The sequence below is a fragment of the Streptomyces sp. NPDC046925 genome (assembly GCF_040644915.1).
Classification (GTDB): domain Bacteria; phylum Actinomycetota; class Actinomycetes; order Streptomycetales; family Streptomycetaceae; genus Streptomyces.
This window is the reverse complement of record NZ_JBEYWZ010000003.1, coordinates 1,073,147-1,096,672: the sequence shown is the minus strand read 5'-3', so window position 1 is coordinate 1,096,672 and position 23,526 is coordinate 1,073,147. Positions and strand designations below refer to the sequence as shown.

The following is a 23,526-nucleotide window of genomic DNA, read 5'->3' as shown; positions in this document are numbered from 1 at the left end:
GGCTTCAGTCCTCGTACTTCGGTGCGGGCGGGCCCGCCGATTCGCCGAGGGCCGGCTCAAGCCATTCGTTGTACGACTTCTGCCAGCCGTCCTTGCGATAGTCCTCCAGGACCTTGTTGACCCGTCGCACCAGGTCGTCCTCGCCCTTCTCCGGCTTTTTCATCGCCACGCCGTAGTACTCGGTGTTGAGCGGCGCGTCGCCCTTCAGCTCGATCGTCGGGTCCTGCGCGGCCTGGCTCGCGGCGAGCGCGCTGTCGGTGACGACGGCGTCCACCTCGCCGAGCTGAAGCCTCACCAGGCAGTCGAGTTGATTGGGGACCCGGGTGCGGATGTCGGCGCCGAGGCCCTTCTTCTTGAGCTCCTGAAGCTTGGTGAGAGCCGTGGAACCCTTCGCGGAGCAGACCTTCTTGCCGTCCAGTGAATCGTCGAACCCGGTGATGTCCGAGGACTTGGGGGCGAGCACCTGCTGGCCGGTCTTGAAGTAGGCGGTGGAGAAGGAGACTTCCTTCTCGCGGTCGCAGGTGATCGTCATGGTCCGTACGACCATGTCGACCTGGCCGCTCTGGATCGCCTTGACGCGCTGGTTGGTGGGGATGGCGCGGAACAGGATGGCGTCGCGGTCGCCGAGTATCTCCTCGGCGATCTTGTGCGCGAGGTCGATGTCGAAGCCTTCGAGCGTGGCCGTCTTCTTGTTCGGGTCGCGATATCCCCAGCGGTAGCTGTTCTGGTCGACGCCGACGATCAGCTTCTTGACGTCGCGGTCACGGATGGCCTCGATCGTCGGGCCGTCCTTGCCGGAGGGCGACAGGCTCTGCTCGGGGGTCGTGCACTCCTCGGCGCGCGCGGGCGCGGCCCCGACGGAACCCCGGGAGGTCCGGTCCGCGCCCTCGTCGGCCTTGGCGGCGCCGCCCGCCTCCGGCAGCACCAGCACGAGGGAGCCCGTGAGCGCGCAGGCCACCGCCATGGCGGCAGCACCGCCCCAGCCGCGCAGCCTCGCCAGTCCTCGCGTACGCATCGTCCGCTCGCCCCCTCTCACCTGTACTCCGACAGCCTGCGCCCGATGCCGAGCACGGCGCCCGCGGCCCCGAGCACGGCGAGTACGGCGGCGCCCTCGGGGATTCCCGTCATCGCGCCCTTGCCGTCCTCGGCCGCCAGCTCGAATTCGTCGCGCTCGTGCGTGAGCGCGGTTTCGAGTGCCGTGTCGACGTTGTCGAAGCACTCGCCGGTGGGCTCGTCGCTCTTGTCGCCGACGACCTTGGCGAGCGCGCCCTTGTAGTCACCCGCGTCGTCGCTGTCCCGCGCGGTCTTGTGCCGGTCCTTCCAGACCGACACGTTCTTCGCGGCCTCCTCGACGGGGTTCTTGCCCTCCGCGTCCTCGGCGATGGCCGCGGCCTCGCCGAGCAGCCCGCTGTCGACGCTGCCCAGCTGCTTCATCTGCTTCTGGTAGTCGACGTCGAACTTGTCCTTGATCTCCTTGTCCGCGCCCACCTCGACGGTCTCCGCGCCACGGCTGACCAGCGTGAGGTTTTCGTTGCTGCGGGCCTTGAGGGAGCTGATGCGGGCGTCGTTCAGGACGTTCAGGGACTTCACGCCGTGGTCGTAGGAATCGCCGAGGCCCGAGCGGGCGAAGGTGTGCCCGGCGACCAGCCAGAGCAGCACGACCGTGGACGCGGCGGTCGCCGCGACCAGGCCGTGGTTCAACACGCGGTTCGTACGGCGGTAGTTGCGGCGCTGGGCCCAGAAGAGGGCGCCAAGGGCGAGCACGCCGAGGGCGATGGCGAACCAGGGGTAGGGCTTCGCGTCGGCGTAGTCGTCGTTCAGGCGCTCCTTCTCCGCGGTGTAGAGCTCTTCGGCCGCGGGGAGCATCTGGTTCTGCATCTTGTCGTTCGCGTACCGCAGATAGGCGCCGCCCAGGGGGAGGCCCTGGCGGTTGCCCGCGCGGGCCCGCTCGATCAGGCCGGTGTACTCCGGGAGCAGCTTGTTCAGCTTCTCCACCGATGCGGAGGCCGAGGAGTCCGAGCCCGCGTTCGACGCGGCGTTCGCCAGCTTCTCGGATGCCCGGTCGATGTCGCGGTTGTACCGGTCGCGCACTTCCTTCGGTTCCTGGCCGCCCGCCAGGAAGCCGCTGGAGGCGGCCGTGTTGGCGTCCGCGAGGGAGCGGTAGATGGCCGCCGCGTCGTCGCTCAGCGGCTGGCTGCGGTTGAGGACGCTGTCCGCCGCGGCCGAGCGGTCCGACATCTGCCAGGTGGTGACCGCGCCGAACACGACGACGAGCAGCGCGAGGACGGCGCCGATGATGCGCAGCCTGCCCGGCTCCGTCGTCGCCGCCGCGCGCAGCCGGTCGCGGGTCTCGATCCACGCCGGGCGCCGGGGTGCCGCACCCGGCACGGCCTGTGCGGGCGCGCCGGTGCCCGGACCCGCCTGCGGCGGAACGCTGGGCATCGTCGGCGCGGCCTGTCCCGGCGGCGCGGCGCTGCCGTTCGGCGGGTATGTCACCTCGACCTCGACCTCCCCCTTGGTCATCGGACGTGCGCTTCCGCCCGGTGTGCGCGGTGCGGGAAGAAGTGCACGGCCGCAAGTATTGCCGCAGGGACCGGCATCCGCACAGGCATTGACTGGATCTTGTACGGATCACCGTGTCCTGATCACTGTGTCCGGATCTTTCCCGTCACCCTGCCCGGATCATGCGAAGATCGCACGCCACCCCTGCCCTTGAATACGCGATTGAGGGGGGTTCGGTTCCCTTCCGGGCCCATGAACCCGTCCGCGCCGGCCTCTCGCGTCACCCCCGTGGCAGGCCCGCACCCTCGTAATGGGCCCGCACGCGCGCGTGCACCGCGGTCGGCGCGCCCACCTGGTCGAGGCCGAGCAGCGCGGCGCCGAGCACGGGCCGGGCCACCACCACGCGCGGCACCGCCTTGGGCGCCCGCTCGGCGAGCAACGCCCGTATCCGATCGTCCAGTTGCGGATGCCGGGCGGCAAGCACGCTGCCGCCGAGCAGCACCGGGACCTCCTCGCCGAGCAGGCCGAGGCGGTCCAGGGCCACGGTCGACATGGCCACCACCTCGTCGGCCATGCGGTCCACGAGGGAGCGCGCCACCGGGTCGCCCGCCGCCGCCGTGGCGAAGAGCACCGGCGTCAACTCGTGCCGCCGCACGGTGGCGATGGAGCCCAGGTGCAGCGCCTCGATCAGCGCGTACATGGACGGCAGGCCGAAGTGCGCGGGCAGCGCCTCGCGCAGTGCGGTCGCCTCGCCGCGGCCGTCCTCGGCCCGCGCCGCGTACCAGAGCGCTTCCTCGGCGAGGCCGCCGCCTCCGCCCCAGTCGCCGGAGATCCGGCCGATGGCGGGGAAGCGCGCGGTGCGCCCGTCGGGCAGCATGCCCACGCAGTTGATGCCCGCGCCGCACACCACGGCGACGCCCCGCGGCTCGGTGTCCTCCAGGAGTCCGGCGCGCAGGATGGCGAAGGTGTCGTTGCGTACGTCGACCGAGGGGCCCCACGCGCGTTCGCGCAGGGCGGCGGCCAACTCCCGCTCCTCCACCGGGAGATCGGCGTTGGCGAGGCACGCGGACACATGCCCCACCGAGTCAGTGCCCGCCTGCGCCAGAGCCCGCGTCACGGCCTCTTCCAGGATGTCCACCGCGGTCTCGACGCCGACCTGCGGCGGCTGGAACCCGCCGCCGCGGGCCGCGCCGACGACTTCGCCGTCGGCCGCGACCACCGCGACGTCGGTCTTGCTGTTGCCCGCGTCGATCGCGAGCACGCTCGTGCCTACGCCCACGCCAGGTGCTCCCGGTTGTGCGCGACGAGCCGGTCGGTGAGCTGCTCCGCGTAGGTGTACTGGCCGATCAGCGGGTGGGCGAGCAGCGCCTTGAAGACACGGTCGCGGCCGCCGTGCACCGCGGCCTTCAGGGCGAGGTCCTCGTACGCGGTGACGTTCGCGATCAGGCCCGCGAACAGCGGGTCGAGCCTCGGCACCGCGAGGGGCGTCGCGCCCGAGCCGTCCACGGCGGCCTGCACCTCGATGACCGCGTCGTCGGGCAGGAACGGCAGCGTGCCGTTGTTGGCGGTGTTCACCACCTGGAAGGGGCTGCCGCCGTTGCCGAGGAGCGAGGCCGCCAGGTCCACGGCCGCCTCCGAGTAGAAGGCGCCGCCGCGCTTGCCGAGCAGGGCGGGCTTCTCGTCGAGGGCCGGGTCGCCGTACATCTCCAGGAGCTCGCGCTCCATCTCGGCGACCTCGGCGGCCCGCGACGGCTTGGTCCTCAGCTCCTCCACCACGGCGTCGTGCTGGTAGAAGTAGCGCAGGTAGTACGAGGGGACGACGCCGAGCCGGTCGACGATCTCGCGCGGCATGCGCAGGTCCGCGGCGACCGCGTCCCCGTGCTCGGCGAGCAGCTTGGGCAGGATGTCGTCGCCGTCCGGGCCGCCGAGGCGTACGCCGGTCTCCCACGTCAGATGGTTGAGCCCGACATGGTCGAGGTGGACCTCGCCCGGCGCCACGTCGAGCAGCTTGGCGAACTTGCGCTGGAAGCCGATCGCCACGTTGCACAGGCCGACGGCCTTGTGCCCGGCCTGGAGCAGGGCCCGCGTGACGATGCCCACGGGGTTGGTGAAGTCGATGATCCAGGCGTTCGGGTTCGTGCGGCGTACGCGCTCGGCGATGTCGAGGACGACCGGGACCGTGCGCAGGGCCTTCGCGAGGCCGCCCGCCCCCGTGGTCTCCTGGCCGACGCAGCCGCACTCCAGGGGCCATGTCTCGTCCTGGTTGCGGGCGGCCTGGCCGCCGACGCGCAGCTGGAGCAGGACCGCGTCGGCGTCCGCGACGCCCGCGTCGACGTCGGAGGTGGTGACGATGCGGCCGGGGTGGCCCTGCTTGGCGAAGATGCGCCGCGCGAGGCCGCCCACCAGTTCGAGGCGGTCGGCCGCCGGGTCCACGAGGACGAGTTCCTCGATCGGCAGGGTGTCCCTCAACCGCGCGAATCCGTCGATGAGTTCGGGTGTGTAGGTCGACCCTCCGCCGACCACTGCGAGCTTCATTTCGGTTCTCAGCCCTTTACTCCGGTGAGGGTGACGCCTTCGACGAAGGCCTTTTGTGCGAAGAAGAAGATGATGATGACGGGGGCCATGACGAGCAGGGTCGCCGCCATGGTCATGTTCCAGTTGACCGCGTGGGCGCTCTTGAACGATTCCAGGCCGTAACTCAGTGTCCAGGCACCGGGGTTCTGGGCCGCGTAGATCTGCGGGCCGAAGTAGTCGTTCCAGCAGTAGAAGAACTGGAAGAGCGCGATGGCCGTGATGCCGGGCTTGGCCATCGGCACGACGATCTTGACCATGGTGCGGAACTCGCCGCAGCCGTCGACCTTCGCCGACTCGATGTACTCCTTGGGGATGGTGAGGAGGAACTGCCGAAGGAGGAAGATCGAGTACGCGTCGCCGAACGCCATCGGGATGATCAGCGGCCACAGCGTGCCCGACAGATGGAACTGCTGCGCCCACACCAGGTACATCGGGATCACGATGACCTGCGGCGGCAGCATCATCGTCGAGATGACCAGCAGCATCGCGGTGCGCCGGCCGCGGAAGCGGAACTTGGCGAGCGCGTACGCCACGGGGATCGCCGAGCAGACGGTGAACAGGGTGCCCAGGCCCGCGTACATCAGCGAGTTGCGCCACCAGTCGAGGAAGCCCGGCGTCTCGAACACCGTCTTGTAGTTCGACCAGTTCCAGGAGTCGGGCCACAGGTCACCGCTCATCGCCTGCGAGTCGCTCATCACCGACGTCAGGAAGACGAAGACGAACGGCAGGATGAACAGGAGCGCGACGGCTATCGCCACGCTGTGCACGGCGATCCAGTGCAGGATCCGCTTGCGGCGGGCGCGGGCGGCGGCGGGGCCTTGGGGCTGTGCGGTGCGTTCGGGCGCCGCGGCGGGCGCGCTGAGAGTCGTGGAAGTCATCGAGAGTCCTCAGTCCTCCGCCGCGAGCAGCCCGGAGCGCTTGCGCATCAGGAGCAGCGTGACGGCCATGGCGATGGCGAAGAGCACGAGCGAGAGCACGCACGCGGCACCGGTGTTGAAGTTCTGGAAGCCCATTTGGTAGACGAGCTGGGGGACCGTGAGGGTCGAGTGGTCCGGGTAGCCGGGCTGGATCACCGAGCCGGGGCCGATGTTGACGCCGGACGCGACCTTCCCCGCGACCAGGGCCTGCGTGTAGTACTGCATGGTCTGCACGACGCCCGTGACCACCGCGAACATCACGATCGGCGTGATCGCGGGCCAGGTGACGTAGCGGAACTTGGCGAATGCGCCCGCGCCGTCCAGGTCCGCGGCCTCGTACTGCTCCTTGGGCACGTCGAGCAGTGACGCCATGAAGATGACCATGAGGTCGCCGATACCCCACAGGGACAACAGCACGAGCGAGGGCTTGGCGGTGTCGGGGTCGTTGAACCAGTTGGGCCCGGAGATACCGATCGCTTCGAGGATCTCGTTCACCGGACCCGAGCCCGGATTGAGCAGGAAGACGAACGCGACGGTCGCGGCCACCGGCGGCGCGAGGTACGGGATGTAGAAGGCGGTGCGGAAGAAGCCGGCGCCCGTCTTGATCTTCGTGATGAGCAGCCCGAGCGAGAGCCCGAAGACCACCCGCACGGCCACCATGATCACGACCAGCCAGAGGGTGTTCCACAGAGCCGGGCCGAACAGGGGCATCTGCTCGAACACGTACGTCCAGTTCCGCAGGCCCACGAACGTGGGCTCCTTGATCTGGTTGTAGTGCATGAACGAGAAGTAGACGGTGGCGATCAGCGGGTACGCGAAGAAGACGCTGAAGCCGACCAGCCAGGGGGAGAGGAAACCGAGCGTGCGCAGTCTGCGGCGCGCCGGGTTGGAGAGGGAAAGTGCCATGGCGGGGTCCTCAGCTCAGCTCTTCGACTGGAGGGTGTCGGCGTCGATCTGCTCGTCGAGCTTCTTCAGGCCCTTGCGCAGATCGGGGACGCGCCCGGACTCGACGCCGTAGGAGAAGTCCCCGAGGGAGACCACGTACGCGCCGCCGTTCACGGAGGGCGGCAGGGCCTTGCTGTGCTTGTTCTGGAGGATGTCGAAGAAGGTCCGGAAGGTCGGATCGGCGTCCAGATCGGGCGACTTGAGCGCCGCGAACGTGGAGGGCACGTTGTGGATGGCGTTCGCGAAGTTCACGACCTGCTTCGTGTCCGCGGTCAGGAACCGCACCAGCTCCCACGCGGCGTTCTGGTGCTTGCTGCTGTGCGCGATACCGGCGACGGTGCCGGTGATGAAGCCGCGCCCGTACGTGTCGGCCTGGTCGTCGGGGACCGGCAGCGGGGCCACGCCCCAGTCGAACTTCGCCTTCGCCTCGTCCAGCATCAAGCCGCGCCACTCGCCGTCCAGGTGCATGGTCACCTTGCCGGTCAGGAAGGCGTTCTGGCTGGACATCTCGTCGCCGAACGACATCCGGAACCTCTCCAGGTCCCCGAACCCGCCCTGCGCCTTGGCCAGTTGCCGTGCGGTCTTGAAGAACTCGTACGTCTTCGGTTCGTCGGCCAGGCGTGCGTCGCCCTCGGCGTCGAAGTACTCGGGACCCCACTGCGCGAAGAGCCGGTCCGGACTGTTCTGGTAGAAGCGGAAGTTGGGCAGGAACCCGACCTGCTTGTACGAGTTCTTGCCGCTGCGCACGGTCAGCTTCTTGGCGACCTTCTCGAACTCGGACATCGTGAGGGGCGGCCGCTCGATGCCCGCCTTCTTGTAGGCGTCCTTGTTGTAGTACATCCCGAAGGCGTCCGCGAGCAGCGGCAGGGCGCACTGGTTCCCGCGGTAACTCGTGTAGTCGAGCAGCGTCTTGGGGAACGTCTTGGCCTTGTCGAGACCGGTCTTCTCCATGAACGGATCGAGGTCCGCCCACATCCCGGAGTCGCAGTACTGGCCCACGTTGTTGGTGGTGAACGAGGACACCACGTCCGGGGCCTTGTCGCCGCCCGCCCGCAGGGCCTGGTTGATCGTCTCGTCGGAGACGTTCCCGGTGGCCTGCACGTCGATGTTCGGGTGCAGCTTCTCGAAGCGGTCGATGCTGTCGTTGACGGCCTTGACCTCGCCGGGCGTCGACCAGCCGTGCCAGAACTTCAGGGTGACCGGCTTGGTCGGGTCGTCGTTCGCGCTGCCGACGCTCGGGTTGGCGCAGCCGGAGAGCAAGAGACCGGCTGCGGCGAGCGCCGCGGACGCGCAGATGGGCATGCGCCATCGCGGCATGGCGGACTTCCTTTACGGAGTACGGGGGACTTTGTGGTGTGCCGGGGGAGGGAGCTGGGCTTGCGGGGGTACGGGGATGGAGCTCAGGCCGTGTCGAAGACCTGGTCGCGGGCCTGGGTGAGGGCCGAGCGCAGGGCGCCGGTGAGGATCGGGTCGCCGTCGAGTTCGCTGATGCGGATCTGCGGGCGCGGCAGTGCGAGCCCCGTCAGCTCCTCCTCGACCCGGACGCGCAGCTTGTCGCCGCCCGCCTGGGCCACCGAGCCGGAGAGCACGACGAGTTCGGGGTCGACGACGGCGACGACCGCGGCGATGCCGGTGGCGAGGCGGCGTGCGACCTCGGCGAGCACGGCGTCGTCCGCGAAGGCGTCGGCCAGGGTGGCCGCGTCGCCCGCGAGTTGCCGTACGACCGGCGCGGAGACCAGGCTCTGGAACCCGCCGCCCCCGTCCGGGCCGCGCGTCGCCTCGGGGCCGCCGTGCGCCAGGGGTGCGCCGGGCAGCGGCATGTAGCCGATCTCGCCCGCGCCGCCCGTCGCGCCGCGCAGCAGGTTGCCGCCGAGCACGATGGCGGCGCCGACACCGTCGTCGAGCCAGGTGAGGACGTAGTTGTCGTTGTCCTGGGCGGCGCCCTCGTACTGCTCGGCGACGGCGGCCAGATTGACGTCGTTCTCGATGTCGACGGGCGTGCCGAGGACGGCGGCGAGATCGTCGCGCAGCGTCCGCGAGTGCCAGCCCGGCAGATGCGGGGCGTACCGCAGCTCACCGGTGTGCGGGTCGATGGCGCCGGGGGTTCCGATCACCGCCGCCCGCAGATCGTCGTGGCCGAGGCCCGCCTGGCGCAGCGCCTCGTCGACGGCCTCCGTGACCAGTTGTGCGGTGCGGTGGCGCACGTCCTCGGCCACGGCGTCCGCCTCGACGCGGGCCCGGCCGATGACGGTGCCCGTGATGTCGGCGACCAGCGCGGTGATGCCGGTGGGGTCGGCGGAGAGGGCGGCGACATGGGCGGCGCCCGGATCGATCTCGTACAGCAGGGCGTTGGGTCCCGGCCGGCCGCTGAGGCTGCCCGTGGTGTGCACGAGGCCCGCGGCCTCCAGGCGGCCGAGCAGCTGGGAGGTGGTCGGCTTGGAGAGGCCGGTCAGCTCACCGATGCGGGTGCGGGTGAGCGGGCCGTGCGCGACGAGCAGATCGAGCACCGCCCGGTCGTTCATGGCGCGCAGGACGCTGGGCGTGCCCGGGGTTCCCGGAGTGCTGCCTGCTGCTGCCATGACGACTCCCGCTCTTCCGGTGACCGCTAACTGTTAGGAAACTTTCCAATTCGTGAGGACCGTACGACCGGCGTGAATCGGGCGTCAATAGCGGACGCCCTCGCGGCAACCAAGTCGTTACCTGGCGGGGTCCGGCGTTGCACGGAGTGCTCCTGGCGCGGTGTTCCTGCCCCGGTGCTCCTGTCGCGGTCGGGCCGCGATCTTGTCCGACTGGATTTCTATTCATCCCAACGGGTGGCTCGAATTCAGATTGTCGGCGGCGGGCCACAACAATGACGAGCCTTACGGCTGTTGGAGGTCTGGTGTCCCGCTCCGCCTCGTCCCCACCGAACATGACCACCCTGGGGTGTTCCCTCTTCGCGACCCGCTGGCTCCAAGCGCCCCTGTACTTCGGCCTGGTGGCCGCACAGGGCGTGTACGTCTACAAGTTCTTCAACGAGCTGTGGCACCTCATCCACCACGTCGTCAGCGGGCACGCGGACGAGACGCACGTCATGCTCGCCGTCCTGAAGCTCGTCGATGTGGTGATGATCGCCAATCTGCTGATCATGGTGATCGTCGGCGGTTACGAGACCTTCGTGTCGCGGATCGGCCTCCAGGGCCACCGGGACCAGCCCGAGTGGCTCTCGCACGTGAACTCCAACGTGCTGAAGGTGAAGCTGGCCACGGCCATCGTGGGGATCTCGTCGGTGCATCTGCTCCAGATGTTCGTCGACGTGCACCACACGCCCCGGCACGATCTGCTCTGGGGCACGGTCATCCACATGGCGTTCATCGCCTCGGCGGCCATCCTCGCGTACATGTCCGGGCCCATGGCGGCGCAGGAGGCGAGGGCGCGCAGCGTGCACAGGGAAGAGGACGCGCGGGCCGTGGTCATCCCGGGGCAGCGGGACGGCGGCGCGGCGGAGGAGCCGTACGCCGAAGGGGGGTCGGGGGCCGAGGAGCGGATCGAGGCCGCAGGGTTCCCGGCCAGGAAGGTCCTGGAGATGTTCGACGAGGGGCGGCTGCGGTCACCCGGGCCGCAGGTGATCACCCGCCTCGGCAAGGCCGACTTCGTCACCCGCAAGGCGAACGTCGTGCTGCTCGGCGAGCCCGGCACGGGCAAGACGCATCTGGCGGTCGCCCTGGGCGTACGGGCCTGCCAGGCCGGGCACCGGGTCCTCTTCGCGACCGCCGCCGAGTGGGGCGCCCGGCTCGCGGACGCCAAGGCCGGGGGCCGGCTCGGCAAGGAACTGTCCCGCCTCGACGCCTATCCGGTGCTCGTCGTGGACGAGATCGGCTATGTGCCCTTCGACTCCGAGGTCGCACGCCTCCTCTTCCAGCTCGTCTCGCACCGCTACGAACGGGCTTCGCTGATCGTCACCAGCAACCTGGCGCTCGGGCGCTGGGGCGAGGTGTTCGGCGACGGGGCGACCGCTTCCGCGACGGTGGACCGCCTGGCCCACCACGCCGAGGTCGTCGCCCTTGACGCCGACAGCTACCGGACACGGCGCCCGCTCCACCTGGAATCCGCCGGGCTTCCCCACTGACCTGCTTGCGCGGCGCTACTTCGCGAGGTTCGGCGGCGGCGCTATCGGCGAGGCCGCAAGCGACTGCGGGGAGGTCGTGGACGCGTACGCCGAGGGGGCCGACATGCCCGCCGTCGGGTCCGCGGCCGCCTCTTCCGTCGCCTGGAGCGGGAGCCCGCCGATGATGCGGATGCCCGCCGCGTCGAAGGCCCGCTTGATGCGCCAGCGCAGCTCGCGCTCCACGCCGAGCGCGTTGCCCGGCATCGTCTTCGCGGAGACCCGTACGACCATCGAGTCGAGCAGCACGCTGTCCAGGCCGAGGACCTCGACCGGGCCCCAGAGGCGCTCGTTCCACGGCTCGTCCTTGGCCATGGCCTCGCCGACCTCGACCAGCTTCGCCTGCACCTTCTCCAGGTCCTCGTCCGGGCGGACGGTGACGTCCACGCCCGCCGTGGACCAGCCCTGGCTGAGGTTGCCGATGCGCTTGACCTCGCCGTTGCGGACGTACCAGATCTCGCCGTTCTCGCCGCGCAGCTTCGTCACGCGCAGACCGACCTCGATCACCTCGCCGGACGCCACGCCCGCGTCGATCGAGTCGCCCACGCCGTACTGGTCCTCGAGAATCATGAAGACGCCGGAGAGGAAGTCCGTGACGAGGTTGCGGGCACCGAAACCGATCGCCACGCCCGCGACACCCGCGGACGCGAGCAGCGGGGCGAGGTTGATCTGGAATGTGCCCAGAATCATCAGCGCGGCCGTGCCCAGGATCAGGAACGACGCCACCGAGCGCAGCACCGAACCTATCGCCTGCGAGCGCTGGCGGCGGCGCTCCACGTTGACCAGGAGGCCGCCGAGCGCCGTGCCGTTCACGGACTGAGCCGTGCGGTTCATCCGTTCTATGAGCTTGGTGATCGAGCGCCGGATGACCACGCGCAGGACCACGGCCACGGCGACGATCAGCAGGATGCGCAGGCCGATGCCCAGCCACGCCGACCAGTTCTGCTCGACCCAGCTCGCCGCGTTCGTCGCGTGCTCCTGGGCGTCTTCCAAGGTCGGGGGCTTCGGCGTGGACTTGTCGTCCGGGTCCGTTCCGGCTGCCGACAGGACGGACAGGAACACGGCAGGTACCTCCAGGCATAGCGGCCTGCCCAGGAGATGCACCGGGCAGAGTCACCACACTAACGGGGCATTGTGTGTGGATCGTTGTGATGTTCGAGGGAGAGACAGTGCTCACTTGGGGAGGATGAGGGTGTTGTACATGTGTGGTCGAAAACACTCCAAGGCCGTTACGGGCACATGGTGGCGCTTGGACCAGGCATGAGGGGAGACTGGCTACAGATCGTCCCGGCGCGAGCCACGCGCCGCCGGCGTACAAGGAGGCATCCGTGCCGCACGTCCTGGTCCTCAATGCGTCGTACGAGCCTCTGGGCGTCGTACCGCTCCGCCGCGCGCTCGTCCTCGTCCTGGAGAACAAGGCTCTCTGCCTCGAGGAATCCGGCGCCTTCATGCACAGCGCAACGCGCACTGTCCCCGCACCCAGCGTGGTCCGCCTCAAGCGGTTCGTCCGGGTCCCCTACCGGGGGCCCGTTCCTCTGACCAGGCGGGCGCTCTTCGCCCGCGACGGCGGTCGGTGCATGTACTGCGGTGGCGTCGCAACCAGCGTCGACCACGTCATTCCGAAGAGCCGTGGCGGTCAGCACGCCTGGGAGAACGTGGTGGCGTCCTGTCGCCGCTGCAACCACACCAAGGCGGACCGCCATCTCCTGGAGCTGGGGTGGCGCCTGCGTCACAAGCCCGCGCCGCCCTCGGGTCTGGCGTGGCGCATCATCGGGACCGGGCATAGGGATCCGCGCTGGCTGCCGTACTTGCAGCCGTTCGGCGCGGACGACGCGATGGCCCGGATCGACGGCATTTCCGCCTGAGAGATCCGGGCTTTTACGTGCGGCCGGAGCGGTTCGAACCGCTCCGGCCCTCCGTCGCTCCCGGGGCCCTGGAGCCCCGGGGCCCTAGTCCTCTGCCACGGCGTATGCCTCCACCGACCAGAGGGAGTAGCCGAAGCGGGTGGCTCGCTTGTCGCCCTGTATGCGGATGTAGCGCGTGTCGCGGGCGTCCATGCGGACCGCCTCCCGGCCGCCCTTGCCGTCCTTCACGGTCGCCGCCGTGCGCCAGGTCCTGCCGTCGGCGGACGTCTGCACGCGGTAGCCCGACGCGTACGCGTCCTGCCAGCGCAGGACCACCTGGCCGAGCCTGACGGGCTCCTTGAGCTCCGTCTGCCACCAGGCGCCGTCCTCGTACGGGGAGGACCAGCGGGTTTTGGGGTCGCCGTCGTTGGCGCCGGACGCCGGGAAGTCCTTCGTCTCGTCGCCCGAGGAGGACGCCTTCGCGCCGCGCGCCAGGTCGGGCCCGGCGGTGCGCGGGTAGGCGCGGACCGAGACCGTCCTGGTCCGGCCGTCGAAGGTGACCGGCAGTTCGTACGTCCCCGCGCGCGTGCCCTCGGGGACGGTGACGTCGACGGGGACGTCCACCTGTGTGCCGCGCGGCAGGACGGACTTCTCCGGGGTGCGCACCTTGATGCCCTTGGGGGCCTTCGCCGTGACCCTGCCCCGTACGTCGCCGGGGCGCAGGGACGTCAGCTTTGCCGTGATCCGCTGCGGATCGCCGCCGATCTCCACGTCGGCCTCGGCGCGGGACAGGGAGAAACGGGCCTCGGGGGAGTCGGCGTACCAGGGGACGACGTGGCGGACGGTGCCCTCTGTGAGCGTGACGCGGACGGCGTCGGCGCGCGGGTCGGGCCCCTTGGGGCTGACCTCCGTGAAGCCCGTGCCGGACAGGGAGCCGATGCGGCGCCAGCCCTCGCCGGGGACGTGCGCCTCGATGCCGCCCTTGGTGCCGGGGTCCGTCAGGGCCGTCACCGCCGTGAGGGGGCGGGCGCGGGGCGTGCGTACCGTCGCGCGGTCCGACGCCTGCTCGGTGTCGAGCCCCGCCCAGGCCGCGTACGCCTTCTGGGAGCGGGTCAGGAAGGGGCCCAGGACGCCCTTGCCGACCGTCGCCCGGGCGGCCTTCAGGTCCTTCTGGAGGCCGGTCAGGGTGCGCGAGGCCCGCCAGGCTGCCGCGCCGTCGCCGGCCGACTGCGCGCGCAGCATGTCGACGGCCGTCTCGCCCGCCTCTCCGTAGCGCGCCAGCTGATCGACCCAGGGGCGCACTTCGGCCTTGATGTCGCTGTCGGCGAGCCGCCGCGGCGCCTCCTTCATGACGGTGAAGGCGTCCCGCAGGGCCTGCGCGGACTTCTTGACGCGGGCGGTGTCCGTCGTCGTACGCGCGCGCCAGAAGTCGTCCATGAGCGGGCGCAGGTACGCCGATTCGTCGGCGCCGAGCACGGAGGAGGCGTCATTGCCCGCGAGGGCCCGCAGCGCGCCCCGCGCCTTCGCGTCGCCGCCCGCGAGGTCGTCGATCGCGGCGAGCCAGGACTCGTGCGGGCGGTAGGCGCGGGGGTTCCAGGCGTAGTCGGCGGCCGTGAAGAGGGGGATGCGCGATGCGGAGGGCTGCTCCATGGCGTTGCCGAGCAGCGCCGCCGAGCCGGTGGCCACCGCGGGCTCGCGTCCGGTGTAGGGGCCGAGGAAGATGCGGTCCTGCGCGAAGTCGTTGACGGGGTAGTTGTCCATCGTCACGAGCGGGTGCGCGCCGAACGCCCTGCGCGCCCCGGCCAGTTCCCTGCCGGTGATGGTCCGGGGGACCACGCCGACGCCCGTCCACGCCACCTCGATGCCGCCGTCGAGCCGCTCCGCGATGGCGTCGCGGTACTCGGTGGAGCCCTCCTGGAAGTACTCCGTGGGCATCAGGGACAGCGGCTTCGCGCCGGGGTGGCGCTCGGCCAGGTGCGCGGCGACGGCGTTGGCGACGCGGGACTGCGCCTTCGCTGCCGCTTCGGGCCCCGAACCGAAGGCGTCCGCGTCCGCGTCGCAGTGCCACTCGCTGTAGCTGACGTCCTGGAACTGCAGCTGGAAGGCGCGCACGCCCAGGGCCCACATCGCGTCGATCTTGCGGTTCAGGGCCTTGACGTCCTTGTCGGACGACATGCACATGGCCTGGCCGGGGGCGACGGCCCAGGCGAGCGTCACGTGATTGGCCCTGGCCCGCTCGGCGAGGGCGCGGAAGTCGGCGCGCTGCTGCGCGGGGTAGGGCTCGCGCCAGCGCGCCTGGCGGTAGAGGTCGTCGCCCGGGGCGTAGAGGTACCGGTTCTGCTTCGTGCGCCCCATGAAGTCCAGCTGGTCCAGACGCTGCTCACGGGTCCACGGAGTGCCGTAGAAACCCTCCGTCATGCCGCGGACGGCGGTGCCGGGCCAGTCGCGGATCAGGACGCCGGGAATGGTGCTGCCGCTGCTGCTCCCGGTGAGCAATTGACGCAGGGTCTGTACGCCGTGGAAGAGGCCGTCCTCACCCGTGCCCGCGAGGGCGACCGTGTCCTGGCCGCCGATCCGGCCCACCGCGATGCGGTAGCCGCCTGAGGGGAGGTCGCGCCGGTCGCGGGCGCCCAGCGTGCGCAGGGCCCGGTCGGCGCCGGTGCCTTCGGTGCCGGTGCCTTCGGCGTGGACGAGGAGCCTGCCGCCGGGCGCGGGGAGCGGGTCCCCGTCCTTCACCTCGGTGATCTTCGCGGCGCCCGCGTCGCGGAGGAGGGCGCGCAGGGCGTCCGTCGCGTACGGGTCCGGGTCCCGCCCGGTGACCAGGACGACCTCGTCCGTGACGGTGACCGGGGCCCCTGCCGCGCTCATCGACTGGGGGCGGGGCCAGACCGGGGGGAGAGTGCCGTCGCTCTCACGGTCGCCGGGGGAGCCGGGGGAGTCGGGGGTGGCGGCCGGGGTGCCGGGTTTTCCGGGGATGCCGGGGGCGGCGACGGCGCCGGGGGCGCCACCGAGAGCGCCTGCGATGACGGCGACGGCGATGGCCGTCGCGCCTTTCCTGCGCCGCAGTTGCACGGCCCTCTCCTCGGTGTCCCTCGTCCTGATGATCACGTTTGGTGCTCTTGCCGTGTCAGGGCGTCACTGAGCCCACCACTCGCGTGGCCGGAGTGTCAACGGGCGTGGGTGTTGTGCGAGTTTTCTTCCGTGTGACATTGCCGGGACTGGATCGCGGGACACGGGGAAAGGAAGATCTTGCGTTCGGACCCCCGTCCGGGGAAACGAATGTGAGTACGCGCACGTTCATACAACGGATATGTCTGCGATCCCGCGCACTGGGTAGGCCTGCTGCCTAAGACCGTCCTGCCCCCCTGACATTGGAGCCCTACGTGCCCGCTTCCGCGAACCTCCTGCTCTCCGCTCTTTCCAAACAGGTCTCCGGTCCTGACTCCGGACTGGACGGATCCTGCTCCTGCGGCTGCCTTGAGCCGCCCCTGACCAGCGAGCCCCCGCTGGCCGACTACGCACCTCTGACGAGCGAGCCCCCGCTCGCCGACGCCGCTCCGCTGACCAGCGAGCCCACCTCCACCGGCACCGCGTCGGGTCTGGCCTACATGGGGGTCTGATGGCCCCACCCGGAGTCGTCGGATCCGCCGGAGCCACCGAACCCACCGGATCCGCTGCACCCACCGGACTTTCCCGCCTTGCCGCCCTGCATGGCGTGGCCACTTCTTACTCCCCGTCCCCGGACCGCACGGTCGCGGCGGCCGACGCCGCGGTGATCGCGGCGCTCGCCGCTCTCGACGTGGACGCGAGCACTCCCGAGGCGCTGCGGCGCGCCCTCACGGACCGTGAGGCGCAGCTGTCCGCCCGACTGCTCCCGCCGACCGTGGTGCTGTGGCAGGGCGGCCCCGACACGGCCGCGCCCCTGGCCGGGCTGCCGCCGGGCACGCGGGTGCGCGTGGAGACGGAGCGCGGGGAGTCGGTGGAGTGGGAGACGCCGCGGGGAAGCGGCGTGGAGCCCCCACTGCCGCACGCGCAGCCGCCGCAAACGCTGCCGCTGGGCGTGCACCGGCTGCGGGTCGAGACCCCGGAGGCCCGCACGGCCACCGCGCACCTGATCGTCGCCCCGCATCACTTGCCGCCCCCGCGCGAGAAGTCGTACGGCGTGCTCGTCCAGCTCTACTCGCTGCTTTCGCGCCGCTCCTGGGGCATGGGCGACCTCGGGGATCTCGCCGAACTCGCCGCCTGGTCCGGGCGGGCCCTGGGGGCGGGGTTCGTGCAGGTCAACCCCTTGCACGCGGCGGTTCCGAAGCCTCCTGACGGGCCGTCCGACCCCTCTCCGTACCGCCCCTCGTCGCGCCGCTTCCCCGACCCCGTCCACCTCCGGGTCGAGGACATCCCCGAGTACGCCCACCTGGCCGGCGAAGCCCGTGACCTGGCCGCCGACCTCACGCGCCGGGCCGCCGCCCTGAGCGAATCCGTCCTCCAGCAGGGTCAGTTGATCGACCGTGACGCCGTCTGGGCACTCAAACTCCAGGCCCTGGAGCTGATCCGCGAGGTCCCGCTCGGCCCCGGACGGCGCGCCGCCTACAACGACTTCCTCGCCGAGCACGGCCAAGCCCTCGAAGACCACGCCACGTGGTACGCGCTCGCCGAGCGCCACGGCCCCGACTGGCACACCTGGCCACAACCCCTGCGCGACCCCGCGTCGCCGCGGACCGCCCGTATCCGCCGCGAGTTGATGGACCGCGTGGACTTCCACTGCCGTCTCGCCTGGCTCACCGACGCCCAACTCGCCGCCGCCCAGCGCTCCGCACGCGACGCGGGCATGGGCATCGGCCTCGTGCACGACCTCGCGGTCGGCGTGCACCCCGCGGGAGCGGACGCCTGGGCCCAGCAGCGGCACTTCGCCGCGGGCATGTCGACCGGCGCCCCGCCGGACGCGTTCAACGCGCGCGGCCAGGACTGGGGCCTGCCGCCCTGGCGCCCGGACCGCCTCGCCGAATCCGGATACGCCCCCTACCGCGCCCTCCTGCGCGGACTGCTCCGGCACGCGGGCGCGATCCGCATCGACCACGTGATGGGGCTCTTCCGGCTCTGGTGGGTCCCGGAGGGCCGCGCACCCACCGAGGGGACATACGTCCGGTACGACGCCGAAGCGATGCTCGCCGTCCTCGCCCTGGAGGCGCACCGCGCGGGCGCCCTCGTCATCGGCGAGGACCTCGGCACCGTGGAACCCGGCGTCCGCGAGACCCTCCAGCGGCACGGCGTGCTCGGCACCTCCGTGCTCTGGTTCGAGCGGGACTGGGCGGACACGGGACGCCCGCTGCCGCCCGAGCGCTGGCGCGCGGACTGCCTGGCCACCGCCACCACCCACGACCTGCCGTCCACCGCGGCCCGCATCACCGGCGAGCACGTGCAACTGCGCGACCGGCTCGGCCTGCTGACCCGCCCCGCGGCCGTGGAGCAGGCCGAGGCCGCCGCCGACGTGTCGGAGTGGCTCGCGCTGCTCTCCCGGCTCGGGATGCTGCCCGGCGGCGGAGGACACGAGCAGGAGGAGATCCGCGCCGTCCACCGATTCCTGCTCGCCACGCCTGCCCGCATGATCGGCATCTGGCTGCCGGACGCGGTGGGCGACCGCCGACCGCAGAACCTCCCCGGCACATGGGACCAGTACCCCAATTGGCGGCTGCCCATCGCCGACGCCGAAGGCCGCCCCGTCACCCTGGAGGAACTCGCCGCTTCACCGCGCCTGCACGCGTTCATGGACGTGTTCCGCACCCGCCCGGAGCCCCGTACGGCACCCCCGGGCGCGCGGCCGCTTTAGCAGTTCGCTACGTTGGCACCGTGGACAAGAAGAACGCTCTGCGCGCCGGCGCCCTGGCTTCCGGTACGACGCTGATGATGCTGCTCATGTCGTCCCCCGCGCTCGCGCTCACGCCCGACGACGGTGACGACCCGGGTCCCGGCCTGAGCGTGATCGAGACGCTCGGCCTCTATGTCGTGGCGCCCATCGTGCTGTTCCTGGTGATCGCGGGCCTGGTCATGGTCGGTGACAAGACCCGCAAGCAGGAGAAGCAGGGCTGACGCCACCGCTTCGCAACCCGAGTTTTCCGTAGGGGCTCTTCGCCGGTCGTACGTATGCGTACGCCGGTGAAGAGCCCCTACGTACGTCACGGCCCCCGCGTACCCCGTCCCGTCACGGCCGCTCGGCCGTCAGATAGCGCTGCACCGTCGGGCCGAGCCAGTCCGCCAGCTCCTCGCCCGACAGCGCGACCGCGGCCGGAAACCGCAGGACATAGCGGGTCAGCGCCATGCCGAGGATCTGTGCGGCGCAGAGGCCTGCCCGCCGCGGAGCCTCTGCGGGGTCGGGGCAGACGCGGCGCGCGACCGGCAGCAGCTGGTCCCTGAAGACGCCCCGCATGCGTTCGGCGCCCGCGGTGTTCGTGATGCCGACGCGCAGCATCGCGGTCATCACCTCGTCCTTCTCCCAGACGTCGAGGAAGTGGGCAACCAGGGCGCGCCCGATGTCCTCGCGCGCCACCGCGGTGAGATCGGGCAGGCGCAGATCGATGGCGGAGGCCGCGGCGAACAGGCCCTCTTTGCTGCCGTAGTAGCGCATCACCATCGACGGATCGATCCGCGCGTCCTTGGCGACGGCGCGGATGGTGGCCCTCTCGTAGCCGTCGGCGGCGAACCGCTCGCGGGCCGCCGCGAGGATCGCGCCGCGGGTCGCGGCCGAGCGGCCGGAGCGGCGGGACGGCGCCGCTGCTTCGGTCGGTCTCCTCGCCCCGGCCGATCCCGTCGCCTGGGGTGCGCTTTCGTTCATGCCAACAAACGTAGGCCAACAGGCGTTGACAGTCCATGGCGGCGGCTCTACATTGGCCAACAAGCGTTGACCAACAGTTGTTGGCACTAGGAGGCCGCCATGAACGGAACCCGCGAAACGCAGGACGCGAACGGCACCGCGAACCCCGCCGTCATCGTCGTCGGCTCCGGCCCCACCGGGCTGCTCCTTGCCGGAGACCTGGCCGCTGCGGGCGTCCCCGTCACCGTGCTCGAAAGGCGGCCGCACGAGATCAGCAACCTCTCCCGCGCCCTGGTGCTGCACGCCCGCACCCTCGAACAGCTCGACGCGCGCGGCCTCGCCGACGACCTGGAGGCCATGGGCAAGCCCCTCGACCGCCTGCGCCTCTTCGCCCACCTGGAGGTCGGCCTCGACAAGCTGCCCTCGCGCTACAACCACCTCCTGGTCCTGCCGCAGTACGAGGTGGAGCGGGTCCTCGAACGGCGGGCGATCGAGGCCGGCGTCGACTTCCGTTACGAGAGCGAGGTCACCGGACTCACGCAGGACGCGGACGGCGTGACGCTCGAAGTCCGGGGCCCCGGCGGCGAGTCGAGCACACGACGGGCCGCGTACGTCGTCGGCGCCGACGGGCTGCACAGCCCGGTCCGCAAGGCCATCGGACTGCCCTTCCCCGGCAAGTCCGCCATCCGCTCGGTCGTGCTCGCCGACGTGAAGCTCACCGAGAAGCCCGCCTCCGTCCTCACGGTAAACGCCGTCGGCGACGCCTTCGCCTTCATCGCGCCCTTCGCCGACGGCTACTACCGCGTCATCGGCTGGAACCGCGCGCACGACGTCCCGGACAGCGAGCCCCTCGGCCTCGACGAGGTCAAGGAGATCACCCGGCTCGCGCTCGGCCGCGACTACGGCATGCACGACGCCCGCTGGATGTCCCGCTTCCACAGCGACGAGCGCCAGGCGCCCGCGTACCGGGTCGGCCGGGTCTTCCTCGCCGGGGATGCCGCGCACGTCCACACCCCGGCGGGCGGGCAGGGCATGAACACCGGTCTGCAGGACGCCGTGAACCTGAGCTGGAAACTGGTCGCGGCGGTCAAGGGCCACGCGCCCGAGGGGCTGTTGGACACCTACCAGTCCGAGCGGCACCCCATCGGCAAGGCGGTCCTGCGCAGCAGCGGCGGGATCGTGCGGCTGGCGATGGTCAAGCGCCCGTGGTCGCGCGCGGCCCGTGCCGCCCTCGCGTCCTTCATCAATGTCGTCTCCCCGATCCGCGACAAGGCGATCGGCCAGATCACCGGGATCGGCTACGCCTACCCCGCCCCGAAGGGCTCCCACCGCACCGCCGGGCGCCGCGCTCCGGACGTCGCGCTCAAGGAGGGGCGGCTGTACGAGGCGCTGCGCGAGGGCGAGTTCGTGCTGATCACGCCGGGCGACGCGGACGGGACCGCCGATGTGGCGGGGCGTGCCGTCGTGACGCACTGGGCGAGCGACCGGCGTACGACCGTCCTCGTCCGCCCCGACGGGTACGTGGCGTGGGCGGCGGAAGAGGCGGACGCGGGGGCGGTGCGGGCGGCGCTGGAGGAGTGGGGTGCGGCATAACCTTTCAGTTCTTCTTCAAAGAAACCTCGAAAAGATTCGATGGACCTGATGGGTGTGGAGGTGTCACGGTAGTCCCGCAGCCAACCAAGAGATCAGCGAGATCAGATCCCCGCCGGGTGGTGTCCACCTCGGCGGGGTTCGTGTTTTCCCGGCGTACCGGGAGAGAGACAAGGGATATCAGTGACAGTCCTGGACCGGACGACACCCATCCGCACCGAGCCGACCCCGGGGGCGGCGGGCAAGGCACAGCGGGCCGCGGGCCCCATCGGCCTCGGTCTCGCCCTCGCGGCGCTCGCCACTGTCGTCTGGTCGGGCAGCTTCGTCACCTCGCGCGCCCTGGCCGACAGCGTGCCGCCCGTCCAGCACGCGTTCTGGCGGTGGATCATCGCGATCGCGGCGGTGGCGCCGTTCGCGGCGCGGCAGGCGTGGCGGCAGCGGGCGGTGCTCCGGCGGCACATCCGCTTCCTGCTCCTGGCCTCCCTTCTCGGCGTCACCATCTACAACACCCTGGTCAACCAGGCCGGCGTCACCACCACCGCGGGCAACATGGGCATGATCATGGCGGCGTCGCCGGTCCTGATGGCGGTGTACGAACGCCTCGGCGGCACGAAGCTCGGCGTGCGCCGGGTGACGGGCATGCTGATCGCCTGCGCGGGCGTCCTGGTCCTGGTGTCCGGGGGATCGCTCTCCATGGACTTCGCGCCGGGTGACCTGTGGGTGATCGCCGGGGCCGTCTCCTTCGGCTCGTACAGCGCGCTGCTCAAGCGCAAGCCCGCCGAGATCGGCGGACTGCCGTTCCTCTTCGCGACGTTCGTGCTCGGCGCGCTGATGCTGCTTCCGGTGTTCGTGGCCAGCTTCGTGCTCCAGGGCGGCTTCGAGGTCACGGCCGGGACGGTGTCCCCGCTCCTGTACGTCGGTGTCGTCTCGTCCGCGATCGCCTTCTTCGCCTGGAACAAGGCGATCTCGATCATCGGCGCCGCCCGCGCCGGGGTCATCTACTACCTCCAGCCGGTGTGCGTCGCCCTGCTCTCCTTCGCGGTGCTCGGCGAGGCGATGGGGTGGCTGCAGGTGCTGTGCATGGGGCTGATCCTGGGCGGGGTCGTGCTCGGCGCGGCGCGCGCGAAGTAGGGGGAGGAGAAGGTGGCGCGTCCCGTGGGGTCACCACTTCTGACCAGTCGGTACGTTGACTCCATGAGCGAGTGGGACATCAAGAAGCTGCAGATCCTGCGTACGTTGAGCGAGCGGGGCACGGTCACCGCGGCGGCACGGGCGCTGCGGATGACGCCGTCGGCGGTGTCGCAGCAGCTGTCCAACCTCGCCAAGCAGCTGGGGGTGCCGCTCCTCGAAGCGCACGGGCGGCGGGTGCGGCTCACGGACGCGGCGCATCTCGTCCTGCGGCACGCGGAGGCGGTCTTCGCCCAACTGGAGCAGGCGGACGCCGAGTTGGCTGCGTATGCGCAGGGCGAGGCGGGGGAGGTGCGGGTCGGGGCCTTCTCGACGGCGGTGCCCGCGCTGGTGGTCCCCGCGGTGAGGGAGCTGCGGGCGGCGGCGCCGGGGATCTCCGTGCGGGTGCGCGAGGCGGAGGCGGCGGAGGCGTACGAGCTCCTTGCCGCGGGAGAGGTGGACGTGGCTCTCTCCCTCGCGGTGACGGCACCGGCCGCGGCGGACGCGGACACGCGCTTCACGCGGGAGTCGCTCCTCGCGGATCCACTGGACGTGGCGCTTCCCGGGGAGCATCCGCTGGCGGCGGTCGACGGGCTGCGCCTCGCCGACCTGGCCGGGGAGCCGTGGATCTTCGGGGGCAGCGGTCCCTGGTCGGAGATCACGCGGGCGGCGTGCGAGGGGGCCGGGTTCACGCCCGAGCAGGCGCACTCCGCCGCCGGCTGGACGGCGATCCTCGCGATGGTGGAGGCGGGGATGGGGGTGGCCCTGGTCCCGCGGATGGCGGCGGAGCGGCGTGACGGGGTGGTGATGCGGGAACTCTCCGCCGACCGGCCCCGCCGCCACGTGGTGGCCGCGGTCCGCCGCGGGGCCGCCGGGGGCGCGGCGGTCAGCAGGGTCTTGCAGGCACTCCGGTCCGCGGTGCCCGCGCGGGCGGCGGAGCCGGAGTAGGCCGGTTGCCGGCCGCCCCTTCAGGGGCGCGGGGAACTGCGCGAGCGACCAGGGTCAAGCCGCGCCCGAAAACAAAGAAGCAGCCCGGCC

The 23,526-nt window shown here is 71.1% G+C and carries 19 protein-coding genes; 8 read left to right on the top strand and 11 right to left on the bottom strand.

Going from position 1 to position 23,526, the window contains the following annotated elements:
* Positions 1 to 4: 4 nt before the first annotated feature.
* From ABZ906_RS18095 to ABZ906_RS18060, 8 genes are all read right to left on the bottom strand, one after another.
* Entirely contained in the window at positions 5 to 1,015 is a 1,011-nt protein-coding gene (locus ABZ906_RS18095; RefSeq protein WP_361383071.1) for a glutamate ABC transporter substrate-binding protein, read from the bottom strand.
* Positions 1,016 to 1,032: 17 nt separating this feature from the next.
* Positions 1,033 to 2,523 (bottom strand): hypothetical protein, encoded by a 1,491-nt coding sequence (locus tag ABZ906_RS18090; protein ID WP_361383069.1) that lies wholly within the window; start codon positions 2,521 to 2,523, stop codon positions 1,033 to 1,035.
* Positions 2,524 to 2,782: 259 nt separating this feature from the next.
* Positions 2,783 to 3,781 (bottom strand): BadF/BadG/BcrA/BcrD ATPase family protein, encoded by a 999-nt coding sequence (locus ABZ906_RS18085; RefSeq protein ID WP_361186211.1) that lies wholly within the window; start codon positions 3,779 to 3,781, stop codon positions 2,783 to 2,785.
* Positions 3,772 to 5,037 carry a 6-phospho-beta-glucosidase gene (locus ABZ906_RS18080; protein ID WP_361383066.1) on the bottom strand — a complete coding sequence of 422 codons (1,266 nt, stop codon included), beginning with the start codon at positions 5,035 to 5,037 and terminating at the stop codon, positions 3,772 to 3,774. Before ABZ906_RS18080 ends, ABZ906_RS18085 begins: the two co-directional genes overlap by 10 nt.
* An 8-nt stretch (positions 5,038 to 5,045) precedes the next feature.
* Positions 5,046 to 5,954: a carbohydrate ABC transporter permease gene (locus ABZ906_RS18075; protein WP_361186206.1), complete on the bottom strand. Its 909-nt coding sequence runs from the start codon at positions 5,952 to 5,954 to the stop codon at positions 5,046 to 5,048.
* Between the two features lie 9 nt (positions 5,955 to 5,963).
* Positions 5,964 to 6,899: a sugar ABC transporter permease gene (locus ABZ906_RS18070; protein WP_361186203.1), complete on the bottom strand. Its 936-nt coding sequence runs from the start codon at positions 6,897 to 6,899 to the stop codon at positions 5,964 to 5,966.
* A gap of 15 nt (positions 6,900 to 6,914) precedes the next feature.
* Positions 6,915 to 8,255, bottom strand: a complete 1,341-nt coding sequence (locus ABZ906_RS18065; protein ID WP_361383063.1) for an ABC transporter substrate-binding protein — start codon at positions 8,253 to 8,255, stop codon at positions 6,915 to 6,917.
* Between the two features lie 83 nt (positions 8,256 to 8,338).
* Entirely contained in the window at positions 8,339 to 9,517 is a 1,179-nt protein-coding gene (locus ABZ906_RS18060) for an ROK family transcriptional regulator (RefSeq protein ID WP_361186199.1), read from the bottom strand.
* A gap of 332 nt (positions 9,518 to 9,849) precedes the next feature.
* Here ABZ906_RS18060 and istB point away from each other — a divergent pair, with 332 nt between their 5' ends.
* Positions 9,850 to 11,046: an IS21-like element helper ATPase IstB gene (gene istB, locus ABZ906_RS18055; protein WP_361383060.1), complete on the top strand. Its 1,197-nt coding sequence runs from the start codon at positions 9,850 to 9,852 to the stop codon at positions 11,044 to 11,046.
* 15 nt (positions 11,047 to 11,061) lie between these two features.
* Here istB and ABZ906_RS18050 read toward each other — a convergent pair whose 3' ends face one another.
* Complete coding sequence (locus ABZ906_RS18050; RefSeq protein ID WP_361383057.1) at positions 11,062 to 12,144, bottom strand: mechanosensitive ion channel family protein; 1,083 nt, start codon at positions 12,142 to 12,144, stop codon at positions 11,062 to 11,064.
* 266 nt (positions 12,145 to 12,410) lie between these two features.
* Between ABZ906_RS18050 and ABZ906_RS18045 the strand changes: the two genes are divergently transcribed.
* Complete coding sequence (locus ABZ906_RS18045; RefSeq protein ID WP_190080400.1) at positions 12,411 to 12,947, top strand: HNH endonuclease; 537 nt, start codon at positions 12,411 to 12,413, stop codon at positions 12,945 to 12,947.
* 84 nt (positions 12,948 to 13,031) lie between these two features.
* Here ABZ906_RS18045 and ABZ906_RS18040 read toward each other — a convergent pair whose 3' ends face one another.
* Positions 13,032 to 15,998 carry a beta-N-acetylglucosaminidase domain-containing protein gene (locus ABZ906_RS18040; protein WP_361383301.1) on the bottom strand — a complete coding sequence of 989 codons (2,967 nt, stop codon included), beginning with the start codon at positions 15,996 to 15,998 and terminating at the stop codon, positions 13,032 to 13,034.
* 311 nt (positions 15,999 to 16,309) lie between these two features.
* On the opposite strand from ABZ906_RS18040, the gene ABZ906_RS18035 reads away from it, so the two are divergent.
* The 3 genes from ABZ906_RS18035 to ABZ906_RS18025 are packed head-to-tail and all read left to right on the top strand — an operon-like array spanning position 16,310 to position 19,010.
* The gene (locus ABZ906_RS18035; RefSeq protein ID WP_361186191.1) at positions 16,310 to 16,546 is read left to right on the top strand and encodes a hypothetical protein; all 237 of its coding nucleotides are present in this window, start codon (positions 16,310 to 16,312) and stop codon (positions 16,544 to 16,546) included.
* Complete coding sequence (gene malQ, locus ABZ906_RS18030; protein WP_361383054.1) at positions 16,546 to 18,750, top strand: 4-alpha-glucanotransferase; 2,205 nt, start codon at positions 16,546 to 16,548, stop codon at positions 18,748 to 18,750. The genes ABZ906_RS18035 and malQ overlap by 1 nt, the downstream gene beginning before the upstream one ends.
* A 20-nt stretch (positions 18,751 to 18,770) precedes the next feature.
* A complete protein-coding gene (locus ABZ906_RS18025; RefSeq protein WP_361186190.1) occupies positions 18,771 to 19,010 on the top strand; it encodes a hypothetical protein in 240 nt (79 codons plus the stop codon).
* Positions 19,011 to 19,122: 112 nt separating this feature from the next.
* Here the strand turns inward: ABZ906_RS18025 and ABZ906_RS18020 are convergent, their stop codons facing one another.
* A complete protein-coding gene (locus tag ABZ906_RS18020) occupies positions 19,123 to 19,752 on the bottom strand; it encodes a TetR family transcriptional regulator (protein WP_361383051.1) in 630 nt (209 codons plus the stop codon).
* Positions 19,753 to 19,851: 99 nt separating this feature from the next.
* On the opposite strand from ABZ906_RS18020, the gene ABZ906_RS18015 reads away from it, so the two are divergent.
* The 3 genes from ABZ906_RS18015 (at position 19,852) to ABZ906_RS18005 (ending at position 23,436) form a co-directional block, all read left to right on the top strand.
* Positions 19,852 to 21,324, top strand: coding sequence for an FAD-dependent monooxygenase (locus tag ABZ906_RS18015; RefSeq protein ID WP_361383048.1), 1,473 nt, complete (start codon positions 19,852 to 19,854; stop codon positions 21,322 to 21,324).
* 207 nt (positions 21,325 to 21,531) lie between these two features.
* Positions 21,532 to 22,452 carry a DMT family transporter gene (locus ABZ906_RS18010; RefSeq protein ID WP_361383298.1) on the top strand — a complete coding sequence of 307 codons (921 nt, stop codon included), beginning with the start codon at positions 21,532 to 21,534 and terminating at the stop codon, positions 22,450 to 22,452.
* Positions 22,453 to 22,515: 63 nt separating this feature from the next.
* On the top strand, positions 22,516 to 23,436 hold the full coding sequence (locus ABZ906_RS18005; protein WP_361383045.1) for a LysR family transcriptional regulator: 921 nt from the start codon (positions 22,516 to 22,518) through the stop codon (positions 23,434 to 23,436).
* Positions 23,437 to 23,526: the final 90 nt, after the last annotated feature.